This window comes from Bacillus sp. BB51/4 (genome assembly GCF_008368845.1).
Classification (GTDB): Bacteria; Bacillota; Bacilli; order Bacillales; family Bacillaceae_G; genus Bacillus_A; species Bacillus_A wiedmannii.
Genome location: NZ_QOSC01000005.1, coordinates 399294 through 424725, shown reverse-complemented (window position 1 = coordinate 424725; position 25432 = coordinate 399294). Strand labels below are relative to the sequence as shown.

Annotated in this window: 26 protein-coding genes; 2 read left to right on the top strand and 24 right to left on the bottom strand. The window is 36.6% G+C overall.

Annotated elements, in window-relative coordinates; all coding sequences use genetic code 11:
* Window positions 1-100: 100 nt before the first annotated feature.
* A complete protein-coding gene (locus tag DN392_RS04480) occupies window positions 101-1411 on the bottom strand; it encodes a DEAD/DEAH box helicase (protein WP_000194012.1) in 1311 nt (436 codons plus the stop codon).
* Between the two features lie 180 nt (window positions 1412-1591).
* Here DN392_RS04480 and vrrA point away from each other — a divergent pair, with 180 nt between their 5' ends.
* Window positions 1592-2326, top strand: coding sequence for a VrrA/YqfQ family protein (gene vrrA / locus DN392_RS04475; RefSeq protein ID WP_000484132.1), 735 nt, complete (start codon window positions 1592-1594; stop codon window positions 2324-2326).
* 89 nt (window positions 2327-2415) lie between these two features.
* Window positions 2416-3366 carry a 4-hydroxy-3-methylbut-2-enyl diphosphate reductase gene (locus DN392_RS04470; protein WP_000706674.1) on the top strand — a complete coding sequence of 317 codons (951 nt, stop codon included), beginning with the start codon at window positions 2416-2418 and terminating at the stop codon, window positions 3364-3366.
* Between the two features lie 40 nt (window positions 3367-3406).
* Here the strand turns inward: DN392_RS04470 and DN392_RS04465 are convergent, their stop codons facing one another.
* The 23 genes from DN392_RS04465 to dnaJ all read right to left on the bottom strand — a co-directional run bounded on the left by DN392_RS04465 (window position 3407) and on the right by dnaJ (window position 25386).
* Window positions 3407-4528: a Nif3-like dinuclear metal center hexameric protein gene (locus DN392_RS04465; protein ID WP_000036229.1), complete on the bottom strand. Its 1122-nt coding sequence runs from the start codon at window positions 4526-4528 to the stop codon at window positions 3407-3409.
* Entirely contained in the window at window positions 4525-5232 is a 708-nt protein-coding gene (locus DN392_RS04460; RefSeq protein WP_001006534.1) for a tRNA (adenine(22)-N(1))-methyltransferase, read from the bottom strand. The genes DN392_RS04465 and DN392_RS04460 overlap by 4 nt, the downstream gene beginning before the upstream one ends.
* 165 nt (window positions 5233-5397) lie before the next feature.
* Window positions 5398-5754 carry a cytochrome c550 gene (cccA, locus tag DN392_RS04455; RefSeq protein WP_000828143.1) on the bottom strand — a complete coding sequence of 119 codons (357 nt, stop codon included), beginning with the start codon at window positions 5752-5754 and terminating at the stop codon, window positions 5398-5400.
* A 385-nt stretch (window positions 5755-6139) separates the two neighbouring features.
* Window positions 6140-7267 (bottom strand): RNA polymerase sigma factor RpoD, encoded by a 1128-nt coding sequence (rpoD, locus tag DN392_RS04450; protein ID WP_000764061.1) that lies wholly within the window; start codon window positions 7265-7267, stop codon window positions 6140-6142.
* A 59-nt stretch (window positions 7268-7326) separates the two neighbouring features.
* Window positions 7327-9123 carry a DNA primase gene (gene dnaG, locus DN392_RS04445; RefSeq protein WP_000528234.1) on the bottom strand — a complete coding sequence of 599 codons (1797 nt, stop codon included), beginning with the start codon at window positions 9121-9123 and terminating at the stop codon, window positions 7327-7329.
* Window positions 9124-9975: 852 nt separating this feature from the next.
* Entirely contained in the window at window positions 9976-10788 is an 813-nt protein-coding gene (locus tag DN392_RS04440; protein WP_000368948.1) for a pyruvate, water dikinase regulatory protein, read from the bottom strand.
* Window positions 10789-10817: 29 nt separating this feature from the next.
* Window positions 10818-11450, bottom strand: coding sequence for a transcriptional regulator CcpN (locus DN392_RS04435; protein WP_000583754.1), 633 nt, complete (start codon window positions 11448-11450; stop codon window positions 10818-10820).
* A 107-nt stretch (window positions 11451-11557) separates the two neighbouring features.
* The gene (gene recO / locus DN392_RS04430; RefSeq protein ID WP_000487012.1) at window positions 11558-12304 is read right to left on the bottom strand and encodes a DNA repair protein RecO; all 747 of its coding nucleotides are present in this window, start codon (window positions 12302-12304) and stop codon (window positions 11558-11560) included.
* A 33-nt stretch (window positions 12305-12337) separates the two neighbouring features.
* On the bottom strand, window positions 12338-12481 hold the full coding sequence (locus DN392_RS04425) for a YqzL family protein (protein WP_000883924.1): 144 nt from the start codon (window positions 12479-12481) through the stop codon (window positions 12338-12340).
* Between the two features lie 176 nt (window positions 12482-12657).
* Window positions 12658-13563 (bottom strand): GTPase Era, encoded by a 906-nt coding sequence (era, locus tag DN392_RS04420; protein WP_001080239.1) that lies wholly within the window; start codon window positions 13561-13563, stop codon window positions 12658-12660.
* On the bottom strand, window positions 13556-13954 hold the full coding sequence (locus tag DN392_RS04415; RefSeq protein ID WP_001086293.1) for a cytidine deaminase: 399 nt from the start codon (window positions 13952-13954) through the stop codon (window positions 13556-13558). The genes era and DN392_RS04415 overlap by 8 nt, the downstream gene beginning before the upstream one ends.
* Window positions 13955-14054: 100 nt before the next feature.
* Entirely contained in the window at window positions 14055-14408 is a 354-nt protein-coding gene (locus DN392_RS04410; protein WP_000715485.1) for a diacylglycerol kinase family protein, read from the bottom strand.
* Window positions 14405-14875, bottom strand: coding sequence for an rRNA maturation RNase YbeY (gene ybeY, locus DN392_RS04405; RefSeq protein WP_000054689.1), 471 nt, complete (start codon window positions 14873-14875; stop codon window positions 14405-14407). Before ybeY ends, DN392_RS04410 begins: the two co-directional genes overlap by 4 nt.
* The gene (locus DN392_RS04400; protein WP_000946271.1) at window positions 14872-17016 is read right to left on the bottom strand and encodes an HD family phosphohydrolase; all 2145 of its coding nucleotides are present in this window, start codon (window positions 17014-17016) and stop codon (window positions 14872-14874) included. The genes ybeY and DN392_RS04400 overlap by 4 nt, the downstream gene beginning before the upstream one ends.
* A gap of 193 nt (window positions 17017-17209) precedes the next feature.
* A complete protein-coding gene (locus tag DN392_RS04395; protein WP_000840500.1) occupies window positions 17210-18169 on the bottom strand; it encodes a PhoH family protein in 960 nt (319 codons plus the stop codon).
* Between the two features lie 3 nt (window positions 18170-18172).
* Window positions 18173-19372, bottom strand: coding sequence for a sporulation protein YqfD (yqfD, locus tag DN392_RS04390; RefSeq protein WP_000792503.1), 1200 nt, complete (start codon window positions 19370-19372; stop codon window positions 18173-18175).
* Between the two features lie 178 nt (window positions 19373-19550).
* On the bottom strand, window positions 19551-19844 hold the full coding sequence (yqfC, locus tag DN392_RS04385) for a sporulation protein YqfC (protein WP_000732264.1): 294 nt from the start codon (window positions 19842-19844) through the stop codon (window positions 19551-19553).
* Window positions 19845-19952: 108 nt separating this feature from the next.
* A complete protein-coding gene (locus DN392_RS04380; RefSeq protein ID WP_000054579.1) occupies window positions 19953-20396 on the bottom strand; it encodes a GatB/YqeY domain-containing protein in 444 nt (147 codons plus the stop codon).
* A 15-nt stretch (window positions 20397-20411) separates the two neighbouring features.
* A complete protein-coding gene (gene rpsU, locus DN392_RS04375; protein WP_000048061.1) occupies window positions 20412-20585 on the bottom strand; it encodes a 30S ribosomal protein S21 in 174 nt (57 codons plus the stop codon).
* Window positions 20586-21049: 464 nt separating this feature from the next.
* Entirely contained in the window at window positions 21050-22402 is a 1353-nt protein-coding gene (gene mtaB, locus DN392_RS04370) for a tRNA (N(6)-L-threonylcarbamoyladenosine(37)-C(2))-methylthiotransferase MtaB (protein WP_000108690.1), read from the bottom strand.
* Between the two features lie 6 nt (window positions 22403-22408).
* Window positions 22409-23158: a 16S rRNA (uracil(1498)-N(3))-methyltransferase gene (locus DN392_RS04365; RefSeq protein ID WP_001190150.1), complete on the bottom strand. Its 750-nt coding sequence runs from the start codon at window positions 23156-23158 to the stop codon at window positions 22409-22411.
* A 145-nt stretch (window positions 23159-23303) separates the two neighbouring features.
* Window positions 23304-24242 (bottom strand): 50S ribosomal protein L11 methyltransferase, encoded by a 939-nt coding sequence (gene prmA, locus DN392_RS04360; RefSeq protein WP_048565719.1) that lies wholly within the window; start codon window positions 24240-24242, stop codon window positions 23304-23306.
* A gap of 28 nt (window positions 24243-24270) precedes the next feature.
* Entirely contained in the window at window positions 24271-25386 is a 1116-nt protein-coding gene (gene dnaJ, locus DN392_RS04355) for a chaperone protein DnaJ (protein WP_000043954.1), read from the bottom strand.
* Between the last annotated feature and the right edge of the window lie 46 nt (window positions 25387-25432).

The following is a 25432-nucleotide window of genomic DNA, read 5'->3' as shown; positions in this document are numbered from 1 at the left end:
ATTGTAACTAGCTACACCGAAACTTTAATCAGTGTTTTTCCATTCCCCACCGATTATTATCCCGCAAATATCCGGATAAAAAAAGATAAGGGGGCTCCCCTTATCTTTTTTTATTGCTATATTTTTTCTTCACTTTATCACGTTCTGTTGCAAGTTTACGTTTATAGTTTGGTTTTACTTTTTTCGGCTTTTTAATAACTTTCGTTGCCATAACATCAAGTTCATCATTTGGTTTTTTACGGCTCTTACGACGACGACGTTCACCTAAATCCGCCCACTCATCTCCGCGTAACTCTACATGCTTGAACTCAATATGACGTTGTTTTTCTAAACTATCTAACGCTTCTTCGTTTGCTGGATCATAAATCGTCACTGCAATACCTGAATGCCCCGCACGTGCTGTTCTTCCAACGCGGTGAACGAAGAAATCTAAATCTGATGGAAGTTCGTAGTTAATAACATGACTAATTCCTTCAATATCAATACCACGTGCTGCTAAATCAGTTGCAACAATATATTGGAATTCAAGATCACGAATTTGTTTCATCATTTTTTTACGATCACGCGGTGATAAATCTCCGTGAATTCGTCCAACTTTTAAGCCACGTTCCATTAATCCGTCAGCAACCTGATCCGCCATCTTCTTCGTATTCGTGAAAACAACTGCTAAATACGGTTTAAATTGTAGCAACATTTTGTTCACTAAATCGATTTTGTTACGATGTTTAGAAGGTACTAAATAATGCTCAATATTCCCAGCCGCAACTTGTTTTGGATTGATATGAATATGCTCTGGATTCTCCATATATTTCTTCAGAAACGGTTTTAGTTTTTGAGGAATTGTTGCAGAGAAAACTAGCATTTGCAAGTTTCTAGGCATGCGTGATGCAATTTTGTCTACATCATGAATGAATCCCATATCAAGCATTAAGTCTGCTTCATCGACAATAATAGTATTTGCTTTATGAACAAATAATGCTTGTGCTTCTACTAAATCTTTAATACGTCCTGGTGTTCCAACTACAATATGAGGTTGTTTTTTCAACTTTTCAATTGATCGTTGTTTATCAGTTCCACCAATTAAACAACGTGCTGTAATCATTTGATCTTCCGCACAAAACTTTGTTAATTTCACGATTTCTTCGTAAATTTGTTGTGCTAACTCACGAGTAGGCGCTGTAATAACAAGTTGTACTTCTTCACGACTTGCATTAATTCTGTTCAATGTAGGAAGTAAGTATGCATGTGTTTTCCCAGAACCTGTTTGGGATTGTCCAATTACACTTACACCTTTTTTCACGACCGGGAAAATTTTCTTTTGAATTCCTGTCGGCTCTGTAAAGCGTAGTTCACGAACTGCATCTATTAAAAATGGTTTAAAATCATACTGTGTAAAAGTTTGTTGTGTCATAAGTTACACCTTCTTTCTAAATTTCTACTGCGCGCACAAATCAGCCAAGTCTACATTATATCGAAATCTACAAGTAAAATCCATCTTTAGTTTAGGTTTTTACTTCAAAAACTAACCTTCTTCCCTCTTATTGCATATTGTATGTGTATATACCTAACTGAAGAAAGGAGGATTTCTCACATGTTTCCAAAATCCCATACAAGGCAAATGTATCCGAATCAAGGACAGCAACCTTATACACCATATCCAATTCCACAGCTACCACCGATGGCGCAAAAAAAGAAAGGTTTCCTTGCTAAACTCTTTAAAAAACACGATCCAACCGAGCCTTTCATGCAAATGGTTCCACCTTATCGACAAATGGATGGACCGCCGCCAATGATGCACCAACAACCGCCGCCCCCATATCAACAACAATACCAATACCAACAGCAATACCCGCAGCAGTACTCACAACAATATCAACCATACATGCAGCAATATCCAGAGCAAATGCCCCCCCCTCAAATGTATGAATCAAATGAAACGCGCGGCGGTGCAGCAACTACAGCAGCATCAAGTAGCGGCATCGGCAGTTTTTTTGCAAATTTAATTTCGAATCCAACTAATATGATAAACAATATTGAAAAAGTATCCCAAGTCGTTCAATCTGTAAGCCCTGTCGTCGAACAGTACGGTCCTATTATGCGTAACCTACCAAGCATTGTTAAAATCCTCACCTCTGGAAAAAGTACGGAAGAAGATCCAACTGAAAATCCAACTGAAGACATAACAGAAAAGGTTGAGGTAGCAACTCCGCCTCCTCCACAAAAAAAAAGAAAAAGAAAAAAATTAGTGATTGAGCCTGTCATAGAAAAAGAATTACGAGAGGAGCCTGTTCATAAAATAGCAACAAAACCAAAACTATATGTGTAACAATCCTTTGTTTTCTATCCATTCCTCCTTTATAATGTAAAAGACTATGCACAAAAGTATCCCTTGTTTAGAAGGAGAGGATTACTCATATGAAAATTGTTAAAATTTCCCCTCGTGGTTATTGCTACGGTGTTGTGGACGCGATGGTTATTGCACGTAACGCCGCATTAGATACATCATTACCAAGACCTATTTATATTTTAGGTATGATTGTTCACAACAAACATGTAACAGATGCATTCGAAGAAGATGGCATCATTACGTTAGACGGTCCAAGTCGATTAGAAATTTTAGATAAAATCGAATCTGGTACTGTTATTTTCACAGCACACGGTGTTTCTCCAGAAGTTAAACAACGTGCAAAAGAAAAAGGTTTAACGACAATCGATGCCACTTGTCCAGATGTTACAAAAACACATGATCTTATTGAAGCAAAGAAAGCTGAAGGTTACCATGTCATTTATATCGGTAAAAAAAATCATCCAGAACCAGAAGGCGCAGTTGGTATTGCACCTGACATCGTTCACCTTATCGAAAGAGCTGATGATTTAAAAACATTAGAAATTCCAACAGATAAAATTTTAGTTACAAATCAAACAACGATGAGCCAATGGGATGTTCAACATTTAATGGAGGACATTCAGAAAAAATTCCCAACAGCAGAATTCCATAAGGAAATTTGTTTAGCAACTCAAGTTCGCCAAGAAGCTGTCGCTAAACAAGCTGATGTTGCAGACTTAACAATTGTTGTCGGTGATCCGAAAAGTAACAACTCAAACCGTTTAGCACAAGTATCACAAGAAATCGCTGGTACGAAAGCATACCGCGTTGCAGACGTAAGTGAGATTAAATTAGAGTGGCTACAAGGTGTAGAAAACGTAGCTGTTACAGCAGGTGCTTCTACTCCAACTCCAATTACAAAAGAAGTTATCGCTTTCTTAGATCAATATGATCCAATGAATCCCGCTACATGGGAGAGAGTTCGAAAAGTACCGTTACAAAAAATATTACCTCGTGTAAAAGTGAAAAAAGAACAATAATAAAAACCGTTGCCTATACGAGCAACGGTTTTTATTTTTCTTATACAAATGTAAATGGATCTGTATGTAATTGCGAAGCATGAATGTGTACATTGAATTTCTTTGCATCCACTTTTTCTTGTAATTGCTTTTGTACACCTTGCTTCATTACTTTTTCAACGTTATGTCCTGGGTCAACTATATTTAAACCGAGCATCATCGCATCATGAGCAACATGATAATACATGTCACCTGTTACATATACATCCGCTCCTTTAAATTTAGCTTGATTGATGTATTTGTTACCATCGCCACCAAGTACAGCCACTTTACGCACTTTATCATCTAATTTCCCAACAACTCTTGCGCCCTTCACATCTAATGATTGCTTTACATGTTCCGCAAACTGTCCAAGTGTCATTTCTTCTTGTAAATATCCTATTTTTCCAAGCCCTAATGTTTCACCTTTGTTATCAAGTGGATACACATCATATGCTACTTCTTCATATGGATGTGCCGTTACCATTGCTTTAATCACTTTTCGCTGTAGTGAAGCTGGAATTATCGTTTCGATTCGCACTTCTTCTACACGTTCTAACTGCCCAGTTTCCCCGATATAAGGATTTGTTCCCTCTTGAGGTACAAACGTGCCTGTACCCTCGCTATTAAACGTACAGTGGCTATAATTGCCGATATGACCAGCACCTGCGTCTCCTAATGCTTTTCGTACTTCTTCTGCATGAGTTACTGGCACAAACACAACAACTTTTTTCATTTCTTCTGCATATGTCGGTGCCAAAACTTCTGTATTTTGCAATCCTAACGCCTCAGCAAGTAAATCATTTACCCCGCCCTTAGCAACATCCACATTTGTATGTGCTGCATAAATGGCAATATCATTTTTAATACACGTTTCAATAATTCTTCCGTACGCTTTATCTGTATGAATCGCTTTTAACGGATTAAAAATTAAAGGGTGATGCGCAATAATGACATTCGCCCCTAATTGAATTGCTTCATCCACAACTTCCTCCGTTACATCTAACGCAATCAATACGTGTTGTACGGGTTTATTAAGCGCTCCAATTTGCAGGCCAATCTTATCTCCTTCCATCGCCAAATGCTTCGGATACATACTTTCAAATAAAGAAATAATTTCATGGCCATTTGGAATTTTACTCATGATAAAACCTCCCGTATCATTTTCATTTTCGCTTCTACTTCCGCACGCTTCGCTTTTGTTTCTTCAGAATCAGCCGCACGTTCTAACTGCTTTAAAATATTTTGGAAGTTTTTTAATTCCCCTTCCCATTTTTCAACGAAAGCTTCACCTTTTTCTTTTATTAAAAATGGCCCCATAAATAATTCCGCTTGTTTATTCTCAGAATAAGGCACCGCGATGTTTCCTCGCTCGCCTACTAAAATCTCGTAAATTTTCCCATCTTCTTTTACGATTTTTTCATGGATAAGCTCCCATCCATTCTCAATAAACCATTCACGAATGTGATGCGCTGCAATATTCGGCTGTAAAATTAAACGAGTTACTCCTTCTAATTTTTCTTTACCACTTTCTAAAATGTCACGAATTAACGCTCCGCCCATTCCAGCAACCGTAATTACATCTACTTCTCCTGGCGCGATAACAGCTAATCCATTCCCTTTACGCACATCTATTTTATCTTGTAAGCCACTTTCAGCTACAGTTGCTTGTGCAGAGCGAAATGGGCCATCTACAACCTCTCCAGCAACTGCTTTTGTAGCAATATTATTTATAATTGTATAACACGGTAAATACGCATGATCCGATCCAATATCAGCTACTGTAGATCCTACCGGTATTTCACGCACTACTTCTTCTAATCGTTTTGAAAGCTTTACTTCATTCATGTATTTCCATTACTCCTTCTCTTGTCAGTCTGTCTCCATGATAATGAATTTATAGTAGTTGTTGCAAGCCTATAAAAACAATTCACTTCTCTATCACTCATCGTATTTTAGAAAATATAGAAAAACAAGCCCTTTGCATAAGCAAAAGACTTGTCATACGGAACTTTATTTTTTCTTCGATAACCAATCAGCTACTTTAGCGGCTTGATCAGCTGGAACTAAATTGGCAGGCATATTTCCTTTTCCTTTCGAAAGAATTTCTTTAATTTCATCTTTTGAAAGTTTCCCACCAATTTTTTGTAAATTAGGTCCTACTGCCCCTTGTAACTGGTCACCGTGGCAGCTCGTACAGCTTTGCTTCACAATATCCTCTGGCTTTGATGCTGTTTGTGCTGGCTTCCCACCATTTTTTGCATCAGCTAACTCTTTAGATTTATTTAGCCCCTGAAATGAAAATACAAACATAACGATAATACCTAATGCTGCAATAAGAGCGAACGGAATCAGCGGATTACGTTTCATATCTCTTCTCCCCCCTCTATACCCCTAAATAGTTAGATGATTCAGTCATTTCCATTGTACTTGAAAACGTTCTATCAGAAAAGAGTAAACTACTAATCGTTAAAAATATTCCATAAATTCAGTTTATTGTTTTTTATTGTTATATCGCTTATTATTTCGATAATTATTAACGTTTCTCATCATATTTTTCACTTTTCTACATATATTTTTGTATAGAATACACAAAATTAATCGAAAAATCGAAAAATGAGCATTTGCAAATCAAAAGACAATTCTGTAAAATAAATTACAAGAAATTGTAATCGTTGCCGATAGCTAAAGTTTAACAAAAGTTAACAAAATAAAAAAGTTTACTTCACAAAGGTGAAGTAAACTTAAAAGTAGCCTATTCTAAGAAATCCTTAAGACGCTTACTACGGCTTGGATGTCTTAATTTACGAAGTGCTTTTGCTTCAATTTGACGGATACGTTCTCTCGTTACGCCGAATACTTTCCCAACTTCTTCAAGCGTACGAGTTCGTCCATCATCTAAACCAAAACGAAGACGTAGAACATTTTCTTCACGATCTGTTAGTGTATCTAACACATCTTCTAATTGTTCTTTTAGCAATTCATACGCTGCATGGTCCGCAGGCGATGTTGCTTCTTGGTCTTCAATAAAATCACCTAAATGGGAGTCATCTTCTTCACCAATCGGTGTTTCAAGAGAAACTGGCTCCTGTGCAATTTTTAAAATTTCGCGTACTTTTTCTGGAGCAAGATCCATTTCTTCACCAATCTCTTCAGGAGATGGTTCGCGTCCTAAATCTTGTAGTAATTGACGTTGTACACGAATTAACTTATTAATCGTTTCAACCATATGAACTGGGATACGAATTGTTCGTGCTTGGTCTGCAATCGCACGTGTAATCGCTTGGCGAATCCACCAAGTTGCATACGTACTAAATTTGAAACCTTTACGATAATCGAACTTTTCAACCGCTTTAATTAGACCCATATTCCCTTCTTGGATTAAGTCTAAGAAAAGCATACCACGGCCTACGTAGCGCTTTGCAATACTTACTACAAGACGTAAGTTTGCTTCTGCAAGACGACGTTTCGCTTCTTCATCGCCTTCTTCAATACGCGTTGCAAGTCGAATTTCTTCTTCTGCAGATAGTAAATCTACACGACCAATTTCTTTTAAATACATACGAACAGGATCATTGATTTTAACCCCAGGTGGTACACTTAAATCATTAAGGTCGAATTCTTCTTCCGCTTTTGTAATTTGGCGATTATTAGGACCTTCGTCGTTATCATTGTCACCAACTAAGTCAATCCCTTGTTCACCTAAATATTCATAGTATTCATCCATTTGATCGGATTCAATTTCAAATCCATTCATGCGTTCTGCAATCTCTTCATATGTAAGAACGCCACGTTTTTTTCCGAGCTCAGTGAGTTGTTCTTTCACTTGCTCAAGGGTCATTTCAGTTTCAATTTGTTTAGAACGAGCTGGTTTGTCAGCCATCTGTTCCCCTCCTTACGCGAGATACAAACATTCATTATACTAAAAATTTATCAAAAAAGCTATTTTCTCGCTTTTTGATTTTGTAAATATGCTACATAATATTTAGCAGCCTCTACAGGATCTGTTTTTTCCATTTGTTTTACCTTAAAGATGATTTCCATCTTTTCAAGTTTTTCTTGATGACGGCTGAGCGTCTCTAAATGGCCTTGTAACACTTCTTCTGTGTATTCTGGATTAATAAATTCATCCGTCGAAATATCAGTGATAATATTTTTCAACTTCTCATCAGAGAGCCAACTTAAAAATGTTCCGACTGAAGGTTCATTTCCCTTTTCATAATATGCGTATAGTTCATATAAAATCCCTTTATGTTCTTCTGTATGAAAATCTTCTATGTGGGATTCCATACGAACAGCCACTTCTGGACTTTGCAACATATGATAAATAATTTCTCTTTCTGCCCTTTCAAAACCTGTTAACTTCGGTTTTGTTTGAACAATTTGAGACGGCTTAGAAACCTGCTTTACTTGTTTTTGCTGTACCTTTTGTTCTTTGCGATATTGGTGCAATTGATTCAAAAGAGTTTCCATTGAATACGAAAATTCTTGCGATAATGACTTCAAATATGATTCTGCCTGCATCGCATCCTGTAGCAACGATAACTCTTTTAAAACACTTTTCACATATTCTTCTTTGCCAGACTCATCTTGCAAATTTTTCCCTAAACGCAAATAATTTATTTTAAAACCAACAAAACTTATACTTGATTTCACAAGATTTTCAAAAGCAGTTGTCCCATATTGTTGCACATATTCATCAGGATCAAGCTTATCTGGCAAGGATGTAACTTTCACTTGGCAACCAACTTTTAGCAATAATTGCCCTGCTTTCATCGTTGCTTCTCGCCCTGCTTTATCACCATCATAGCAAAGAACAACAGTTTCAACGTTACGTCGCAGAAGTTTTGCTTGTTCTTCAGTTAAAGCTGTTCCCATTGTCGCGACAGCTTCTTCCACACCACTTTTTACCGCAGCCATTACGTCGGCATACCCTTCAAAAAGGACCACTTGCCCACGTTTTCTAATAAACGGCCTCGCTTGGTGGAAGTTATACAACAATTTACTTTTATGAAAAATCGGTGTTTCAGGGCTATTTAAATATTTCGGAGTGTCATCTCCTAATGCCCTTCCACTAAACGCTATCACTTTACCTTGTAACGTATAGATTGGAAACATAACTCTTCCACGGAAGCGATCATAATGACTACCATCCTTCTCGCTTCTTATGAGAAGACCAGCTTGTTCCATACTAGACAGCGATAAACCTCTTTTTTGTAAAATTTTCGTTGCTGCATCCCAAGCAGGTGACGCATAACCAATTTCAAACTTCTCAATCATCTCTTTCGTAATACCACGTTTTAACAAATACGAAAGTGCTTCATTTCCTTCTTCTGTATTTACTAATAAATGATGATAATACTTTTTCAAAAGTTCATGAGCCTGTTGCATGATGACAGTGTCATCAGATATGTCTTCTTGTTGTCCTTGCCCTGATGTATACTCTGCAACCGCCATTCCATTTCTTTCACCTAGCTTTTGAACAGCCTCGGTAAAAGCCAATCCTTCCATTTTCATTAGAAAGGAAAATACATTTCCACCTTCTCCACATCCGAAGCAATGAAAAATTTGCTTATCAGATGAAACAGAGAATGAAGGAGAATTCTCACCATGAAATGGACAAAGGCCGAAATAGTTACGCCCCTGTTTTCTAAGTTGAACGTATTCACCAATCACTTCTACAATATCTGATGACGTCCGAATCTGTTCAACAACTTCTTCGGGAATTCTGTTCCCCATAAATCCATCTCCGTGTCGTATTTTGTATTCGATAAAAATTAAAAAATTCCTTTATAATTCGACAATATTTTTTCTAAACTTATTAGAAAGTGTTGTCGATCACGTTATCAAACGATTTTGTAGGCCCTTTTCTGCGTAATTTCGCAGATACGTACCTACTATATAAAATTGTATCCATTTGCTCACCTGTTACAAATGTACCTCCTGGAGACAATACATATACACTTTTTTACAAGAAGACTAGCAAGCACCATATCCTATGTGATCACGAGATCTGTTTTTTTTGCATGTTGATACATATAAAAAATCAACTTTAGCTTATTCAGTATCTACATAGATCCAATTTCCCTTGCTTCTTCCTTAAACGATGAGCATACGATGTGACAAACAAAATTTCGACATGAACTTTCGTTCCAACTTGCACAGTTTTCAGCATTCACAGGCTATGCATCTGCATCAACTAATACGATATTGATGTTTTGCATATTTCTGTATTCTACATCCCTTCTGCGAATCCTTCCATAATGTGCGTTTTCTTGTATAGATTTTGTCGATTTAACGTAATTACATGTCTTTTCGTAAATCCTATCCCTAGTTTATTCTGAAAAATTAAAGTCTAAACGTAAAATATAGGTTTTTATCACAATTTTTTATTATAATATATTTTCTTCAACTACGCTACATATCCCTTTATTTTTTCATCTTCTATTTCAGGATAACGAAACCCTGCCTTTAGCATAATAAAAAGACAGAAGAATATAAGTATAACCACTCCGCTATAATCTATTACGAAATCAACAGGTATTGTGTTTCTCACGAGCGAAAAAAGCACATTCACCTTTGGTAAATGTGCTAAAACAATTTTTGGTTTTGCACTGCATTCACAATAATGTTGGCTGTTTCTTCAATCGCTTTATTCGATACATCAATTACTTGACAATTTATTTTACCAACTACATTCTCAAAGTGATCAATTTCTTCTTTAATACGATTAATATTGGCATATGTTGCACCATCACTTAGTCCAAGTGATTTCAATCGCTCTTTTCGAATATGATTCAACTTCTCTGGCGTAATTTTCAAACCGAAGCATTTTTCTTTAGCCACTTGATATAACTCTTCAGGCGGATCTACTTCTGGTACGAGCGGTACATTAGCAACTTTCAAACGTTTGTTATGAGCTAAATATTGAGAAAGTGGTGTTTTTGATGTGCGCGAAATCCCAATCAACACGATATCTGCTTTTAAAATACCACGCGCGTCTCTACCATCATCATACTTTACAGCAAACTCAATCGCTTCAATCTTTTTAAAGTATTCTTCATCTAATCTACGAACAACACCCGGCTCATATCTTGGTACTTGCCCTGTAATTTCTTCAATTTGATCGATAAGAGGCCCGATAATATCATATGCCTCTACGCCTTCTCTCGCAGCCTCTGTCACTAAATACTGACGCATGTCAGGCTTTACTAACGTAAAACAAATAAGCGCTTGATTGCTCTTAGCAATCGAAATCACTTCTTTTAATGTCCCTGTATCTTCTACATACGGTACACGTCTAATATCAGGAGCAAATGGGAATTGCCCCATCGCTGCTCGAACAACCAAATCAGCCGTTTCTCCAACAGAGTCAGATACGACATATACGATTTTATTATCCATTATATTACCTCACTTTAAACAAATTACACTTATTCGTTATTTACTAAGTTTACAAACGCACGTGTAATATTTGTTTTTGTAATTCGTCCAATCACTTCTAAACCTTGCTTCGTATCTTTCACAACCGGCATCGCATCAATCTGTCTTTCTATTAATTCCATCGCAATATCATATAAAGAATCCTCTCTACGACACATCGTAATGTTTGGCATCCTTGTCATGATAATATTAACCGGAAGAGAGGTTAAATCCTGCTTTCCAAGGCTAGCTCTTAATAAATCTTTACGAGACACAACACCAACTAATAGAATCGCCTGATCTACAACAAATAAGGTACCTACGTCCTCTAAAAACATTGTACAAATCGCATCGTATACTGATACATTTTTATCAATTACAGCTGGTCTAGATTGATAATCTTGTACTTTAATTTTCTTAACAGCCTCAGATAATAGCTGCCCCCCGGTTTTACCCGTATAAAAATAACCTACGCGTGGACGCGCTTCTAAATAACCAGCCATCGTTAAAATTGCTAAGTCTGGTCTTAGCGTTGCACGTGTTAATCCTAATTGCGCAGCAATTGACTCCCCTGTAATAGGACCGTGATCTTTTACAATCTGAATGATATGTTCTTGCCGTTTATTCAGCTCTATGATAATCACCACCTTTAATGCACAACGAAAAAAGTTATACTATCTCTTAAATATTATATACTAAATATGCTATTTGAAAAAGATAGGATGTAAAAAGGACCGTATACGGCCCCAAATTATATTTGAAACTTATCAAGTTGTTCTAAGAAACGTCTTGACTTCAAATAAATCCCGCAATATTCATCATAATATGTATTCAATACTAAACGCATTTGTTTTTTTGTGCTATCCTTCACCGATACATTGCCAAGTCTATGTAAATCGAAGTGGTAGAAAAGACGTAATAATTTATGAACAGCTTCTCCCACTGGTATACGATACTGGTCTTGCTCAGCATGACGCGAGCACAGAAAACCGCCTTCCCGGACAGAGAAGGCGACAAAATCTGTTTCTTGATGACAAATCGCACATGTATCAAAGTACGGGCGCATCCCTAATACCGGAAGCATTTTCGTTTGATAAATTAATGATAATACTTCTGAATCAACACCCTCACACATATAATGCAACGTTTGATATAACATTTCAAATAAATATGGATTATGTTTTTTATCTTCTGTTGCTTTATCAGTTAACTCAACAATAAATGATGCATAAGCAGTTAAAAATATATCCTCGCGAATTTCTTTCATAGTTGAAATAATCTCGCCTTGTTGCAAAGTTCCAAGTCCAGATCCCATTTGAATAAGAAAATTACCATGGGTCATAAGTTGCGAAACAGATGCTAACCGGCTTTTCGGTTTTTTCGCTCCTCTTGCCATTGCACTTACCTTACCCAATTCTCTTGAGAATATTGTAACAATCTTGTTCGTTTCTCCGTAATCTGTCGTACGGATAACGATGCCCTCAACTTTTTGAAACATGTTCGTCACCATCCAAGGTTTGAACAAAACGGGTCAAGAAATTGGAGAGTCTAGATGCGCTAGCTCCTCTTCATGTTGATCCATCTCATCGTTTACGTCTTTTTCCATTTCTTTCAAAAGCAAGTACGTTTCAATGCTTCCTGTTTTGGAGAAAAACTTCCAGGTAAAATCTAGCATAAGAATCCACCTTTCTCAATAAGCGTAGCCTATAAACCAATTTCCTTTGTTGTTATTAAATTGACCCATTTTGTCCATTTTCATGTGAGAAAAATTTTTCCTAATTTATCAAAACTCATAAAAACCAATAATCAGCGGATGAACAAAACATCCGCTGATTACAGCTTTACTCTATTTTAGTACTCGTCTTCGCGGAAACCAAGATCACGAAGCTGAGACATTTTATTACGCCAATCTTTTTGCACTTTTACCCATACTTCTAAAAATACTTTAGAACCAAGTAATGCTTCAATGTCAAAACGAGCTCGCTTACCGACTTCTTTTAACATCTTTCCTTGCTTACCTATAATAATTCCTTTTTGTGATGCACGTTCAACAACAATCGTTGCGTTTATATAAACCGCTCCGCCCTCACGTTTTTGAATTGCATCAATAACAACCGCTACAGAGTGCGGCACTTCTTCACGTGTTAAATGTAATACTTTTTCACGAATAAGCTCTGAAATAATAAATCGCTCTGGATGATCCGTTACTTGATTATCTGGGTAGTATTGCGGTCCTTCTGGTAAATATTTTTTAATTGTTCCAATTAAAGCATCCACATTATTGCCATCTAATGCAGAAATTGGTACAATCTCTGCAAATTCATATAGTTTACGGTATTGATCAATTAACTCTAATAATTGCTCTGGATGAAGTTGGTCAATTTTATTAATTACTAAAAATACTGGTTGTTTCGTTTCTTTTAATTTCTCAATAATGAATTCCTCACCACGACCAAATCCTTCAACTGCATTGACCATAAACAGAACAATATCAACTTCTTTTAATGTCGTTTGAGCCATCTTCACCATGAAGTCGCCTAATTTATGTTTAGGTTTATGTATTCCTGGTGTATCAATGAAAATTACTTGTGAATCATTTTCTGTATATACGCCTTGAATTTTATTACGAGTTGTTTGTGGCTTGTCACTCATAATGGCAATTTTCTGGCCGATAATACGATTTAAAAATGTAGATTTTCCAACATTCGGTCTGCCAATAATAGAGACAAAACCTGATTTATAACCTTTTCTATTCATGTAAATCCTCCGCTAAAAATGCTCCTGGTAACAATTCTCCAACTGTAGTCTCTTGAACGTCACCATGTAAATTTGATAGGTATACTTTCGTATCCTGTTTACATAATTCTACCATAACTTGTCGGCATGCTCCACAAGGAGGTACCGGACGCTTTGTATCCGCTACAACTGCAATAGCTACAAACTCTTTATCTCCTTCAGAAATCGCCTTAAATAAAGCTGTTCTTTCTGCACAGTTACATAAACCATATGATGCATTTTCAACATTACATCCACGATATACTTTTCCATCCTGTGTTAATAATGCTGCACCTACTTGAAATTTAGAATATGGTACGTACGCTTGTTTACGCGCTTCGATTGCTTCTTGAATTAATTGTTTACTATTCATATTCCCGCATCCTTCCTGTCCACAGCTGTGAATAAGATACACTCTCTTATTAAAGGCCTTTACAGCACTTTCAAAGCTTCATAAAAGCTTTGGAATGCAACTATACCACATACGGCAAAAAGATAATAGCACCAATTATAACGGCTATTATCGCAAACAATAAAACCGATCCGGCTGCGACATCCTTTGCAATTTTCGCAAACGGATGTATATCGGTAGTCGCTAAATCTACTGTTTTCTCCACAGCCGTATTTACCATCTCTAAACTCATTACAATTCCTATTACAATAAGTAATACCATCCACTCCACTTTCGTAATATGGAAATAAAAGCCACAGCATATAACAATGACTGCGGCTACATAATGAATTTTCATATTTCGTTCATGACGAAGACAAAAGAATATACCTGCTATAGCATATCCAAAACTATTTATAAGTTTTCCTTTTTTCATCGACCTAATCCAAATGCCTCTAAAATTTCTTTTTGTCTTCCAAACATTTCTTTTTCATCCTCTTCTGTCATGTGGTCATAACCAAGTAAATGTAAAAAGCCATGTAACGCTAAAAAGCCAAGTTCACGATCAAAAGAATGTCCATACTCTTCAGCTTGTTCTTTCGCTCTCGGAATAGAAATAATAAGGTCACCTAACATACGAGGCATCTCTGCACCTACAATTTCCATTTCTCCTTCTCCCATTTCTTCCATAGCAAAGGAAATGACATCAGTAGGCTGATCCTTATCTCGGTAATCACGATTAATCTCGCGAATGCGTTCGTTATCTACAAATGTCACTGATAACTCCGCACCATCCTCTATTTTTTCCATTTGAGCTGCTTTTTCTAATATCTCACGAATTAAATTCACATATTCTTCTTTCACTTCTTCTGTTTCATCAATGAAATCAATTAATAAACTCATTCTTTCTCCTTCTCTTCCGGTGGTTCCGGATATGTAATACGCGAATGGAAAATACCATTTAACGTTTCACATAACGTTTTTCCAACGATTTGTAGTTCCTTAAACGTCAAATCACATTCACTAAATTGCCCATCTTGCAGGCGATCTTTAATAATACTTTGTACTAAATTATTAATTTGATCTGGCGTTGGGTGATTCATAGAACGTACCGCCGCCTCAACACTATCAGCAATACCAACAATTGCCGACTCTTTAGAAGTTGCTTTTGATCCCGGATAGCGAAACATCTCTTCTGTATATTTTTCTTTATCTTCTTTAATCGCCTTATAATAAAAATATTTAAGTAATGTTGTACCATGGTGTTGTCCAGCAATATCGATAATTTCTTGCGGAATATGGTATTCTTCGAGCATTCTGACTCCATCTGTTACATGAGCAATGATAATATCTTTACTCGTCACAGGATCTAATTTATCATGTGGATTTTCAATTCCCATCTGGTTTTCAATAAAGAATTGCGGTTGTACTGTTTTTCCTACATCATGATAATACGCCCCTACACGTGCTAATACACCATTTGCTCCAACCGCTTCACACGCTGCCTCAGAAAGATTCGCTACCATTACACTGTGGTGATACGTTCCTGGCGCTTCTAACAAAATTCTACGTAAAAGCGGATGATTCGGACTTGATAGTTCCATAAGCTTCATGCTTGATACAATTCCAAGTCCACTCTCTAAATACGGTAATATCCCCATAGCCAAAACGGATGAGATAATTCCTGAAACGGAAGCCATCAATAGTTGCGTTCCAATTTCAAGAGGTGAAAAATTCCCATTACGTAATAATAATAACGCAGCTAAGACGACCACATTTAAGATAGAAACGAGTATACCAGCTTGCAAAATCATCGTACGACGATTTTTTTCTCTTAAGAAAATGCTTACTGATAATGAACTTAACAACACATAAATACCTACACTATAATTCAGTGTACTTGTTACCCCTTCATTAAACATAATACTTCCGCACACAGAAAAAATCATACTTGTTAAAAATACAAACCGATCGCCAATCATTAGTTTTACAAGTATTGTTCCCATCGCAACCGGAACAACATACGCAATTCCTGCATATTCAAGCTTTTGAAACAAACTAATCGTTTTCATTAAGACAATCGTGATAGATAAAATTGTAATATACGCTAAAATATACGGTCTATCTTCTCTTTTACGCTGTAAAAATACTTCAAACTGCTTATGCATAAAGTACAGTAACACACCAATGAGCACTGCTAATCCAACATAAGGCTGAAAACTATTACCTTTCTCTAATAAACCGACTAATTTCAACTGATTATACATATCACTTGAAATTGTTTCACCTTCTCTAACAATAACTTGTCCTTGAAGAATATAAACAGGTGGAATTAAATCTTCTTCCGCTTTCTTCTTCTCTTTCGTTACAGCCGGATCATAAAAATAATTTGCTGTAATCGCATATGATCCTAGCGCGTTCACAGCTTCCTTCAATCCACTATTCACATTGAGGCTTTTCATTTCATTAACAAATCGCTCTTTTGCTGCTATTTCTTCGGACATTTTAATATTTCCACCCATAATAACACTAATAGACGTTAGAGCCGCGTTCTTTGCTAATTCTAATTGATCCGGTTCTGCATTAATAAAATATAATAAATTCTCATCCGATAATTCCTTTGTTAAATTAGATGGCAACTTCTTCTTCAATTTTTCTAATTTATTTGCATCGGTCATCTTTTTTTGCTCTTCAGGTCCAGCAGCTTTCATCTCTTGAATTGCTTCATTTACCTTAGCAAAAACATCATTTACAATATCTACTCTATTTTGTTTATATTCACTTCTATATGTATATTGATCCCCAACTTTTTGAGCGACCTCTTGTTTTTTTCTGTCCGTTATAACCTTATCTTCAATTTTAATAGGAGAATGAATTGTTTTTTTCGCAATAGAATACATATCAACATCTAATTGCTCTGGTTTTACATTATTCATAAGTGCAAAAAACAGCACTGCTCCTAATAAAACGTAAGAAATCCAACTTAGTTTTTTCGAATGTTGTAAATTACGAAACCACTTAGAAACTTCTTCAGATCTTAACATGATTTCAATACCTTCTCCTCTCCAGAAATAAAGTGAAACTATTTATAGCTTTCATTTCTTCTAGCCAACGATACTTTTAAGTAACATTTTGATACACCAGCACCTATAGTTTATTTCTCTTATCTTTTATGATAGTAAAAAATATGCCGTTCGCCAACCTTAATACAAAAAGAAATGATCCTGACAAATAGGATCATTCCATTTTATCATATGCCTCAATAATACGTTGCACCAGCGGATGCCTCACAACGTCCGTTTGTTCTAATGTAATGAATGAAAGACCTGATACACCAGATAAAATGTTAGAAGCTAGCGAAAGCCCTGATTTTACCCCTTTTGGTAAGTCTACTTGTGAAGGGTCCCCCGTAATAACCATTTTAGAACTAAAACCTAATCTAGTTAAAAACATTTTTATTTGTGCACCCGTTGTATTTTGCGCTTCATCTAAAATAACAAATGAATCATCGAGCGTACGCCCTCTCATATAAGCAAGAGGTGCAATTTCAATTACCCCTCGCTCCATCATACGTTGCGTATATTCTTGTCCAAGAATATCGTGCAAAGCATCATACAATGGACGTAAATACGGATCTACCTTCTCTTTCAAATCTCCTGGTAAAAAACCTAAACTTTCTCCAGCTTCTACAGCCGGTCTCGTTAAAATAATTTTCTTTACATACCCTTGCTTTAAAGCTCTCACAGCCATTACTACAGCTAAGTATGTTTTCCCAGTCCCAGCAGGTCCCATTCCAAATACAATATCATTCTTCTTCATTGCATGAATATATCTTCTTTGCCCCATTGTTTTTACACGAATGGATTTACCTTTTGCCGTTTTAAAGATTTCTTCTTCATATAACTCTTCAAATTGAGCAATTTTCCCTTGTTGTGCGAGCTGAATTGCATACGCAACATCTCTTTCTGTAATTGATATACCTTTTCGAATAACAACAAGTAATTGCTGTAAGATTTTTTCTACGAGTGTCACAGTTTCAACTGCTCCAGATGCATGAACAGTTTCACCTCTAGTTACAATCGATACATTCAATTCCCGTTCAATTACTTTCAAATGAGCATCATTGACTCCAAAAAGAGCGATTGCTTCGTTAGCATTTTCCAATTGTTGGTTCATTTCTACTAATTGTTCTGCCATTACTCAGTCTCCTTGAATATCGGATTCGGATATTGGTTGTGGCTCTGCAATATTTTCGATCACAGTATAATGCAATGTGACTTTTAGTTGATCCGCCTCAACCTCTTTACTCAAAATTTTATCACTTACAATCATAGCATGTTCATCCAATTTTTTCTTTAGTTCTTTTTCAGCCATCTCTTTCGCTACTTTCATTGCCTGTTTTTCTGTATATTCCCGATTCGCTTCTTCCTCTTCTCGTACAATATCTTTTTCATACGCGATCGGCAGTGTAAAACCAAATAGTTTCACATCGTGTTTTACACTTTCAGTACGAGAGCGTTTATACTTATCATGTTGAAATCCCCATATTTTTATTTTCGCACTCCCAAATGTAAGGTAATGCTCATTATATGCATTGCCAGTATATACTTGAAATTGCGTCTTTAGTGGTACACTCACCTCAGATGTGTACCACGTTTCTCCATATACAATACCTTTCGCCGAAACAATCGTCGGACTCTCCTCATTACCGTATATCCCTGATACGAGAAGCTGTCCTTTTTCGACATGGTCATTTTTCAAGACAACTGGTTTTCCTACTTCAACAAATGTTTTTGTCACAATCGCTTCTTTTTTTGCAACTAAATTTTGCGGCCTTTGTTCCTTTTCTTTTTTCGGCTCGTTTTTTTCAACAATTTTAAAATGGTACGTCGTTCCTCTTATTTCTAATCCCGCCCAAGTAATCGCATTAATATTGTCTGTCAAATGACGTTGTACATCTTCTACATTAGGCATTTGGAATTGTAATTTTCCTTTTTTAATACCCATTTTGTCCAATTCTTTCATCAATATATATTCTGTTTCAGGTTTCGCTCCTGTAATTTCAATTTTCCAAACCATATTGGATAATGCAATCATGCCAAAAAAGAAAATTAAAAAACCAATTAAGAATCCACTATTTTTAATTAAACGCTTATTCAAAAAAGGAAAACCGTAACGCCCAATAAAATATAGTTTACATTCATTTTTTCTATAAATTGGTTTTATTTTCTTCACATCTCGTAATAACATACAAAAAACTAACGTTTCATCAGCAATCTTCTTAACATCCCAAACTAATAATCTTCTACGTACACATTCGTTAACGAACCGTTCCGCACCTCTACCTTCAATTCGTACTTTTACATATCCAAGCCACTTTATAAACCATTTATTTTTCATCTACTATCTCCACTACCTTTCCAAAAGTATACACACTACTTTTTTCACTTTAATTATCAAAATAGCTCGTACGAAAATGAAATAAAGAGTTCTACCGCCCATAAATAGCGAGATAAACTGAATAGTAAGGTCGAATCACGAAAATAACGAAGAAAAACTTCACATATGGAAGTTTCCCTCACTCCTCTTTTTTTTCGTTTTCTAAAAACGTCACTTGCTCAATTATTCCTTCAAGCAAAAGTTCTTCTGGAAGGATTGTTTTAATAATAAAGGATTGCCCTTTAATTAATAATTGACCGTGCTTTAATAACAATCTTACTTCTTTATCTGAAAACACTAATAAACCCCGATGATTTTCTATATAGATATGCACTTGCCCAACAAGCGTGATCCGAGGTAGATCCATTAGCACATCCACTGGCAGGTCTATTTGCTTTGTTAACCAATTCTTCATTTGTTCTAATTTTTTCATCTCAAAAGACCCCCTCTCATCCCATATGTATGAAAAAAGAGCTTGTAATATCACGTCCAAACTGAAAAAAAGCATAAAAAAACGTCTCATACGAAATGAGACGTTTTTTTATGCTAATAGCTGGATAACCAACTTATTCACAAGTGATCCGTCTGTTTTACCTTTTACTTTCGGCATAACAGCAGTCATCACCTTACCCATATCTGCTTTAGAAGTTGCACCAACTTCAGAAATAACTTGCTTAATTACATTCGCTAGTTCTTCTTCTGTTAATTGCTCCGGCAAATATGCGCTTAAAATCTGAATTTCACTTTGCAGTTTATTAACAAGGTCTTCACGACCAGCTTTTTTAAATTCAAGGAGGGAGTCCTTATACTGTTTTACTTCACGAGCTAAAACTGTTAATTCCTCTTCTTCAGTAAGAGTATGTTGCAGTTTAATACCTTCATTTTGTAAAGCAGCCTTAACCATACGAATAACGGTTAATTTTTCTTTTTGTTTATTCTTCATCGCTTGTTTCATATCATCGTTTAAACGACCGAGAAGACTCATAACTTACACCCTCTCTTAGAATTTACGCTTTCTTGCCGCTTCAGATTTCTTCTTACGTTTTACACTTGGTTTTTCATAAAACTCGCGCTTTCTTGCTTCAGCAAGTGTACCAGTTTTAGAAACCGATCTTTTAAAACGGCGAAGTGCATCCTCCAAAGACTCGTTTTTACGAACGACTGTTTTTGACATTCTCTTTCCCTCCCTCCGAAACATCACACTTACATACTAATTTCAGCATGCAAAAAGAAACCCTTCTTCAGCATGTCTTTTACGATTATAATACATTTTATCACTTCAGGTCAACTATTTGGCAGAATAAAAGAAGAATAGATGCCCTTTCCTGTTCAAAAGCTATGTAGATAGCTATTATCCTTTTCCCCTGAAAACAACTATATTTTTATCATTACATCTTTTTTAATGCAGGAATGTACGAAACAACTACTCATTCGACGTACCTGTCTTTTCAGTACTTAACTTCTCCACGAAAAAAAGAAAGCATGCAAATCGTTTCCGTTTGCATGCTTTTTTTATCCCACTATTTTCCGGGCAGTAAGACCCCCACCTCAAAATTCAGCAAAAGCAAAGAACTTAGGTAGTAATCCGGCTGATAATTAGTGGGAAGGAACAAAAACCTCACTCATTAAAGTTTCATTTTATGCGCTTGCTGATTCTTTTTTTACATCATCTTCAAGAACACGAACAAATTGCGCTTCGTTATATGGATAACCAGCTTTCGTAATTTTCACTTTCACTAGCTTACCAATTAACTCTTCTGATCCTTCAAATACAATTTTTAAGTAGTTATCCGTATAGCCTACATATAACCCTTTACGGTCGCCCTCTTTAAATTGCTCTTCCGGAATGATTTCAAGCACTTCCCCTTCAAACTGTGATGCATACTCTTTCGCTAATTGGTTAGATAGTTCAATTAAACGATGAACACGATCATTCTTCACATCTTCAGGAACTTGATCTTCCATACGCGCTGCAGGTGTTCCTGTACGCTTTGAGTAAGGGAATACGTGTAACTCAGAGAAGCGATTCTCTTTAATGAAATTGTATGTTTCCATGAATTCTTCTTCTGTTTCACCTGGGAAACCAACAATTACATCCGATGTAATCGCAAGGCCTGGTAACGCTTCTTTCAATCGATCTAAACGCTCTTGGAAAAATTCCATCGTATACTTACGACGCATACGCTTTAATACAGTATTAGATCCAGATTGCAATGGAATGTGCAAGTGACGTACAACTACTTCAGACTTATCTAACACTTTAATTACTTCATCTGAAATCTGACTCGCTTCAATAGAAGAAATGCGTAGACGTTTTAATCCGCCTACTTCCGCTTCCATATCACGAAGTAATCCAGCTAAGTTATAATCTTTAATATCTTCACCGTACCCACCTGTATGAATACCTGTTAATACGATTTCTTTATAACCTGCATCTACTAATTGCTGCGCTTGTTTAATAACTTCTTTTCCATCACGAGAACGCATTAAACCACGTGCCCAAGGAATGATACAGAATGTACAGAAATTATTACAACCCTCTTGTATTTTTAAAGATGCACGTGTACGATCCGTGAAATAAGGTACATCCAGTTCTTCGTATACACGTGTTTTCATAATGTTGCGGACAGCATTAATTGGTTGACGCTCTTTGCGGAATTCTTCGATGTATCCTAACATCTTTTCACGATCCTGTGTACCAACTACAATATCTACGCCTGGAATCGCCATAATTTCCGCTGGAGATGTTTGTGCATAACATCCCGTTACACAAATAACCGCATCCGGATTTTGACGAACAGCACGTCTAATAACTTGACGGCTTTTCTTATCTCCCGTATTCGTTACTGTACATGTATTAATAACATATACATCAGCTTTCTTTTCATATTCAGTTCTTTCATATCCACCTTGTTTAAACAATTGCCAAATGGCCTCTGTTTCATAGTGGTTTACTTTACAACCTAACGTATGGAACGCAACAGTTGACATTGATCATCACCCCATCAATTCAAAATGATACGAAGCAGCACTTAACGCGTATAACGGCGCCGTTTCTGTTCTTAAAATTCTTGGTCCTAAACTACATGGTACAAATTTATGTTCACGAAGCGTAGTAATCTCTTCCTCCGCTAAACCACCTTCTGGTCCAAATACAATCAATAGTTTTTGACCTGGTTTCATCGTCGTTAAAGCTTTAGCAAAATTGGATTTCTCACCTTGTTTTGCTTCCTCTTCGTACGCAACAAGACATACATCATACTCATTACTCATTGAAAGCAATTGCTTAAATGATGCCGGAGCATGCACTTCTGGAATTTCGCTTCTATGCGATTGTTCCGCAGCTTCTTTCACAATTTTTCTTAAACGCTCAACTTTTTTATCAGCTTTTTTCGCATCCCATTTTACAATAGAGCGAGATGCTTGAAATGGTAAAAATGCGGCCGCCCCAAGCTCAGTTCCTTTTTGGAAAATTAACTCTAGCTTGTCTCCTTTTGGCAGTCCACTTGCAATCGTCACGAAAACAGGAAGTTCACTTGACGCCTCTACCCATTCTACAATAGCCGTATTAATAAATTCACTGGTAATTTCATCAATTGAACATATTGCTGTTTTTCCGTTTACACAGCAATAAATGTGATCACCAGCTGACATACGCATCACTCTTGCGATATGATGTACGTCATCACCTACAATGCGAATACTTGTCTCATTTACATATTTCTCTTCTACAAAATAACGTTGCATATAATCACCTTAGTAGAGTTTCGTTCCTTTCGTAAGTCAACACTTACGAAAAGAACGAAACGTTATCATTTTTTCATATAACAAACGGCAAGTCCCTCACCTTATAGTGAGAGACTCCCCTTTTCATTATAAACTAAAATCTATATTACGCATTTCGTGCAATAATTGCTACCCAATCTTCCATTCGTAATACTTCTTCAATTGTAAATCCAGCTTTTTCTAGCGCTTCAGAAATTATCTTTTCCTTCGCTGCAATAATGCCCGATGTAATAAATAATCCGCCCGACTTCACAACTCTTGCTGCATCCTCAGGGAATAAAAGAATAATTTCTGCTAATAAGTTAGCTACGATTAAATCAACAGGACCTTCAATACCTTCTAAAAGACTATTTTGCCCAACAGACACGATATCATCTGTTTTATTTAAACGTACATTCATTTCTGCACTTTCCACTGCAACCGGATCTAAATCATACGCTTGAACAGAAAACGCACCTAATTTTGCCGCTGCAATACTAAGTACACCAGAACCTGTTCCTACATCAATGACAGTATCACCTGGCTGAACTGTTTTTTCTAAAGCACGAATACACATCGTTGTTGTCGGATGAGTTCCTGTTCCAAACGCCATACCTGGATCTAATTCAATAATTTTTTCTTCCGGAGAAGCTGGTGTATATTCTTCCCACGTCGGCACAATTGTGAATGTATCAGAAATTTGTACTGGATGGTAATATTTTTTCCAAGCAGTAGCCCAATCTTCTTCATTGACTTCGTTAACGGTAATATTTCCAGTACCAATTTCGATGTCGTAAGATGGAAGCATATCAATAGATGATTTTACACCCGCAATCGTTTCCTGTAAAGAATCCGTTTGTGGGAAATATGCTTTTATTAATACACCTTCCGCCGGATATTCATCTGGGTTCAATGCATAAATTTCACCATATTGTTGCTCGCGCTCTTTCGTCAACTCCGCTGGATCCTCAATCGCAACTCCACTAGCACCAGCTTCATGTAAAATATGAGAGACAGCTTCTACTGCTTCTTCTGTTGTATGAATACTAACTTCTGACCATTTCACAATTTACCAACTCCATTTTTTATTTCCATTATTCTCCTTTGAAAGCACGTTTAAGCTTTCCAAATAAACTATCATCCTGCTCTTCTTGTCCCGCAAATTCACGTAATAACTCTTTTTGATGTGAAGTTAATTTCGTCGGTACAACAACACGAACGACTACATATTGATCTCCTTGACCGTATCCACGTACGTTCGGAGCACCTTTTCCTTTTAAGCGGAATTCTGTTCCTGTTTGTGTTCCTGCTGGAATTTTTAGCTTCACTTTCCCATGAACAGTAGGAACTTCCACTTCAGCACCAAGTGCCATTTGCGCAAATGTTAATGGCATTTCACAAATAATGTGATCTCCTTCACGCTCAAAGAATTCATGATTTCTCACATGAACAACAACATATAAATCTCCTGCCGGTCCGCCATTTACGCCCGCTTCACCTTTTCCAGATACACGAATTTGTTGACCATTATCAATACCTGCTGGAATTTTAACATTGATTTTTTTACGTTTACGTACTTTACCAGAACCGTGACATGTCGTACATTTTTCTTTAATCATTTGACCAGTTCCTGAACAATGACCACAAGCTTGACGGTTTACGATACGACCAAATGGTGTATTTTGTTCTACACTTACTTGCCCTGATCCTGAACAATGTTTACATGTTTCTTTTGAAGTTCCTGGTTTCGCTCCGCTACCTTTACAAGTATCACATGGATCTTCTACTGGAATCTCAACATTTAATTCTTTACCAAAAATAGCTTCCTCAAACTCTAAAGTAACTTGATATTGTAAGTCAGCACCTTGACGCGGAGCATTTGGATCACGACGTCTACCGCCACCGCCGCCAAAGAACGAACTAAAGATATCTTCGAAACCGAAGCCACCGCCGAAGTCTCCTCCGCCGCCAAAGCCACCGAAACCTTGATTTGCACCAGCATGACCAAATTGATCATATTGCGCGCGCTTTTGATCGTCGCTTAATACTTCGTATGCTTCTTGTACTTCTTTAAACTTTTCAATTGCATTTTCTTCTTTACTTACGTCTGGATGGTATTTTTTAGCCAAACGACGATACGCTTTTTTTATTTCATCTTTTGAAGCACCCTGGCTAAGTCCAAGGACCTCATAATAGTCTCGTTTACTCATAAATTTACAACCCCCGAATCTTTCACATAAACGTAATTTTAACACC

What these genes read in the sequence shown, in the direction of transcription:
- DN392_RS04480 (WP_000194012.1), bottom strand. Translation starts at nt 1,411, where the DNA reads ATGACACAACAAACTTTTACACAGTATGATTTTAAACCATTTTTAATA.
- vrrA (WP_000484132.1), top strand. Translation starts at nt 1,592, where the DNA reads ATGTTTCCAAAATCCCATACAAGGCAAATGTATCCGAATCAAGGACAG.
- DN392_RS04470 (WP_000706674.1), top strand. Translation starts at nt 2,416, where the DNA reads ATGAAAATTGTTAAAATTTCCCCTCGTGGTTATTGCTACGGTGTTGTG.
- DN392_RS04465 (WP_000036229.1), bottom strand. Translation starts at nt 4,528, where the DNA reads ATGAGTAAAATTCCAAATGGCCATGAAATTATTTCTTTATTTGAAAGT.
- DN392_RS04460 (WP_001006534.1), bottom strand. Translation starts at nt 5,232, where the DNA reads ATGAATGAAGTAAAGCTTTCAAAACGATTAGAAGAAGTAGTGCGTGAA.
- cccA (WP_000828143.1), bottom strand. Translation starts at nt 5,754, where the DNA reads ATGAAACGTAATCCGCTGATTCCGTTCGCTCTTATTGCAGCATTAGGT.
- rpoD (WP_000764061.1), bottom strand. Translation starts at nt 7,267, where the DNA reads ATGGCTGACAAACCAGCTCGTTCTAAACAAATTGAAACTGAAATGACC.
- dnaG (WP_000528234.1), bottom strand. Translation starts at nt 9,123, where the DNA reads ATGGGGAACAGAATTCCCGAAGAAGTTGTTGAACAGATTCGGACGTCA.
- DN392_RS04440 (WP_000368948.1), bottom strand. Translation starts at nt 10,788, where the DNA reads ATGGATAATAAAATCGTATATGTCGTATCTGACTCTGTTGGAGAAACG.
- recO (WP_000487012.1), bottom strand. Translation starts at nt 12,304, where the DNA reads ATGTTTCAAAAAGTTGAGGGCATCGTTATCCGTACGACAGATTACGGA.
- DN392_RS04425 (WP_000883924.1), bottom strand. Translation starts at nt 12,481, where the DNA reads ATGCTAGATTTTACCTGGAAGTTTTTCTCCAAAACAGGAAGCATTGAA.
- era (WP_001080239.1), bottom strand. Translation starts at nt 13,563, where the DNA reads ATGAATAGAAAAGGTTATAAATCAGGTTTTGTCTCTATTATTGGCAGA.
- DN392_RS04415 (WP_001086293.1), bottom strand. Translation starts at nt 13,954, where the DNA reads ATGAATAGTAAACAATTAATTCAAGAAGCAATCGAAGCGCGTAAACAA.
- DN392_RS04410 (WP_000715485.1), bottom strand. Translation starts at nt 14,408, where the DNA reads ATGAAAAAAGGAAAACTTATAAATAGTTTTGGATATGCTATAGCAGGT.
- ybeY (WP_000054689.1), bottom strand. Translation starts at nt 14,875, where the DNA reads ATGAGTTTATTAATTGATTTCATTGATGAAACAGAAGAAGTGAAAGAA.
- DN392_RS04400 (WP_000946271.1), bottom strand. Translation starts at nt 17,016, where the DNA reads ATGTTAAGATCTGAAGAAGTTTCTAAGTGGTTTCGTAATTTACAACAT.
- DN392_RS04395 (WP_000840500.1), bottom strand. Translation starts at nt 18,169, where the DNA reads ATGGCAGAACAATTAGTAGAAATGAACCAACAATTGGAAAATGCTAAC.
- yqfD (WP_000792503.1), bottom strand. Translation starts at nt 19,372, where the DNA reads ATGAAAAATAAATGGTTTATAAAGTGGCTTGGATATGTAAAAGTACGA.
- yqfC (WP_000732264.1), bottom strand. Translation starts at nt 19,844, where the DNA reads ATGAAAAAATTAGAACAAATGAAGAATTGGTTAACAAAGCAAATAGAC.
- DN392_RS04380 (WP_000054579.1), bottom strand. Translation starts at nt 20,396, where the DNA reads ATGAGTCTTCTCGGTCGTTTAAACGATGATATGAAACAAGCGATGAAG.
- rpsU (WP_000048061.1), bottom strand. Translation starts at nt 20,585, where the DNA reads ATGTCAAAAACAGTCGTTCGTAAAAACGAGTCTTTGGAGGATGCACTT.
- mtaB (WP_000108690.1), bottom strand. Translation starts at nt 22,402, where the DNA reads ATGTCAACTGTTGCGTTCCATACGTTAGGTTGTAAAGTAAACCACTAT.
- DN392_RS04365 (WP_001190150.1), bottom strand. Translation starts at nt 23,158, where the DNA reads ATGCAACGTTATTTTGTAGAAGAGAAATATGTAAATGAGACAAGTATT.
- dnaJ (WP_000043954.1), bottom strand. Translation starts at nt 25,386, where the DNA reads ATGAGTAAACGAGACTATTATGAGGTCCTTGGACTTAGCCAGGGTGCT.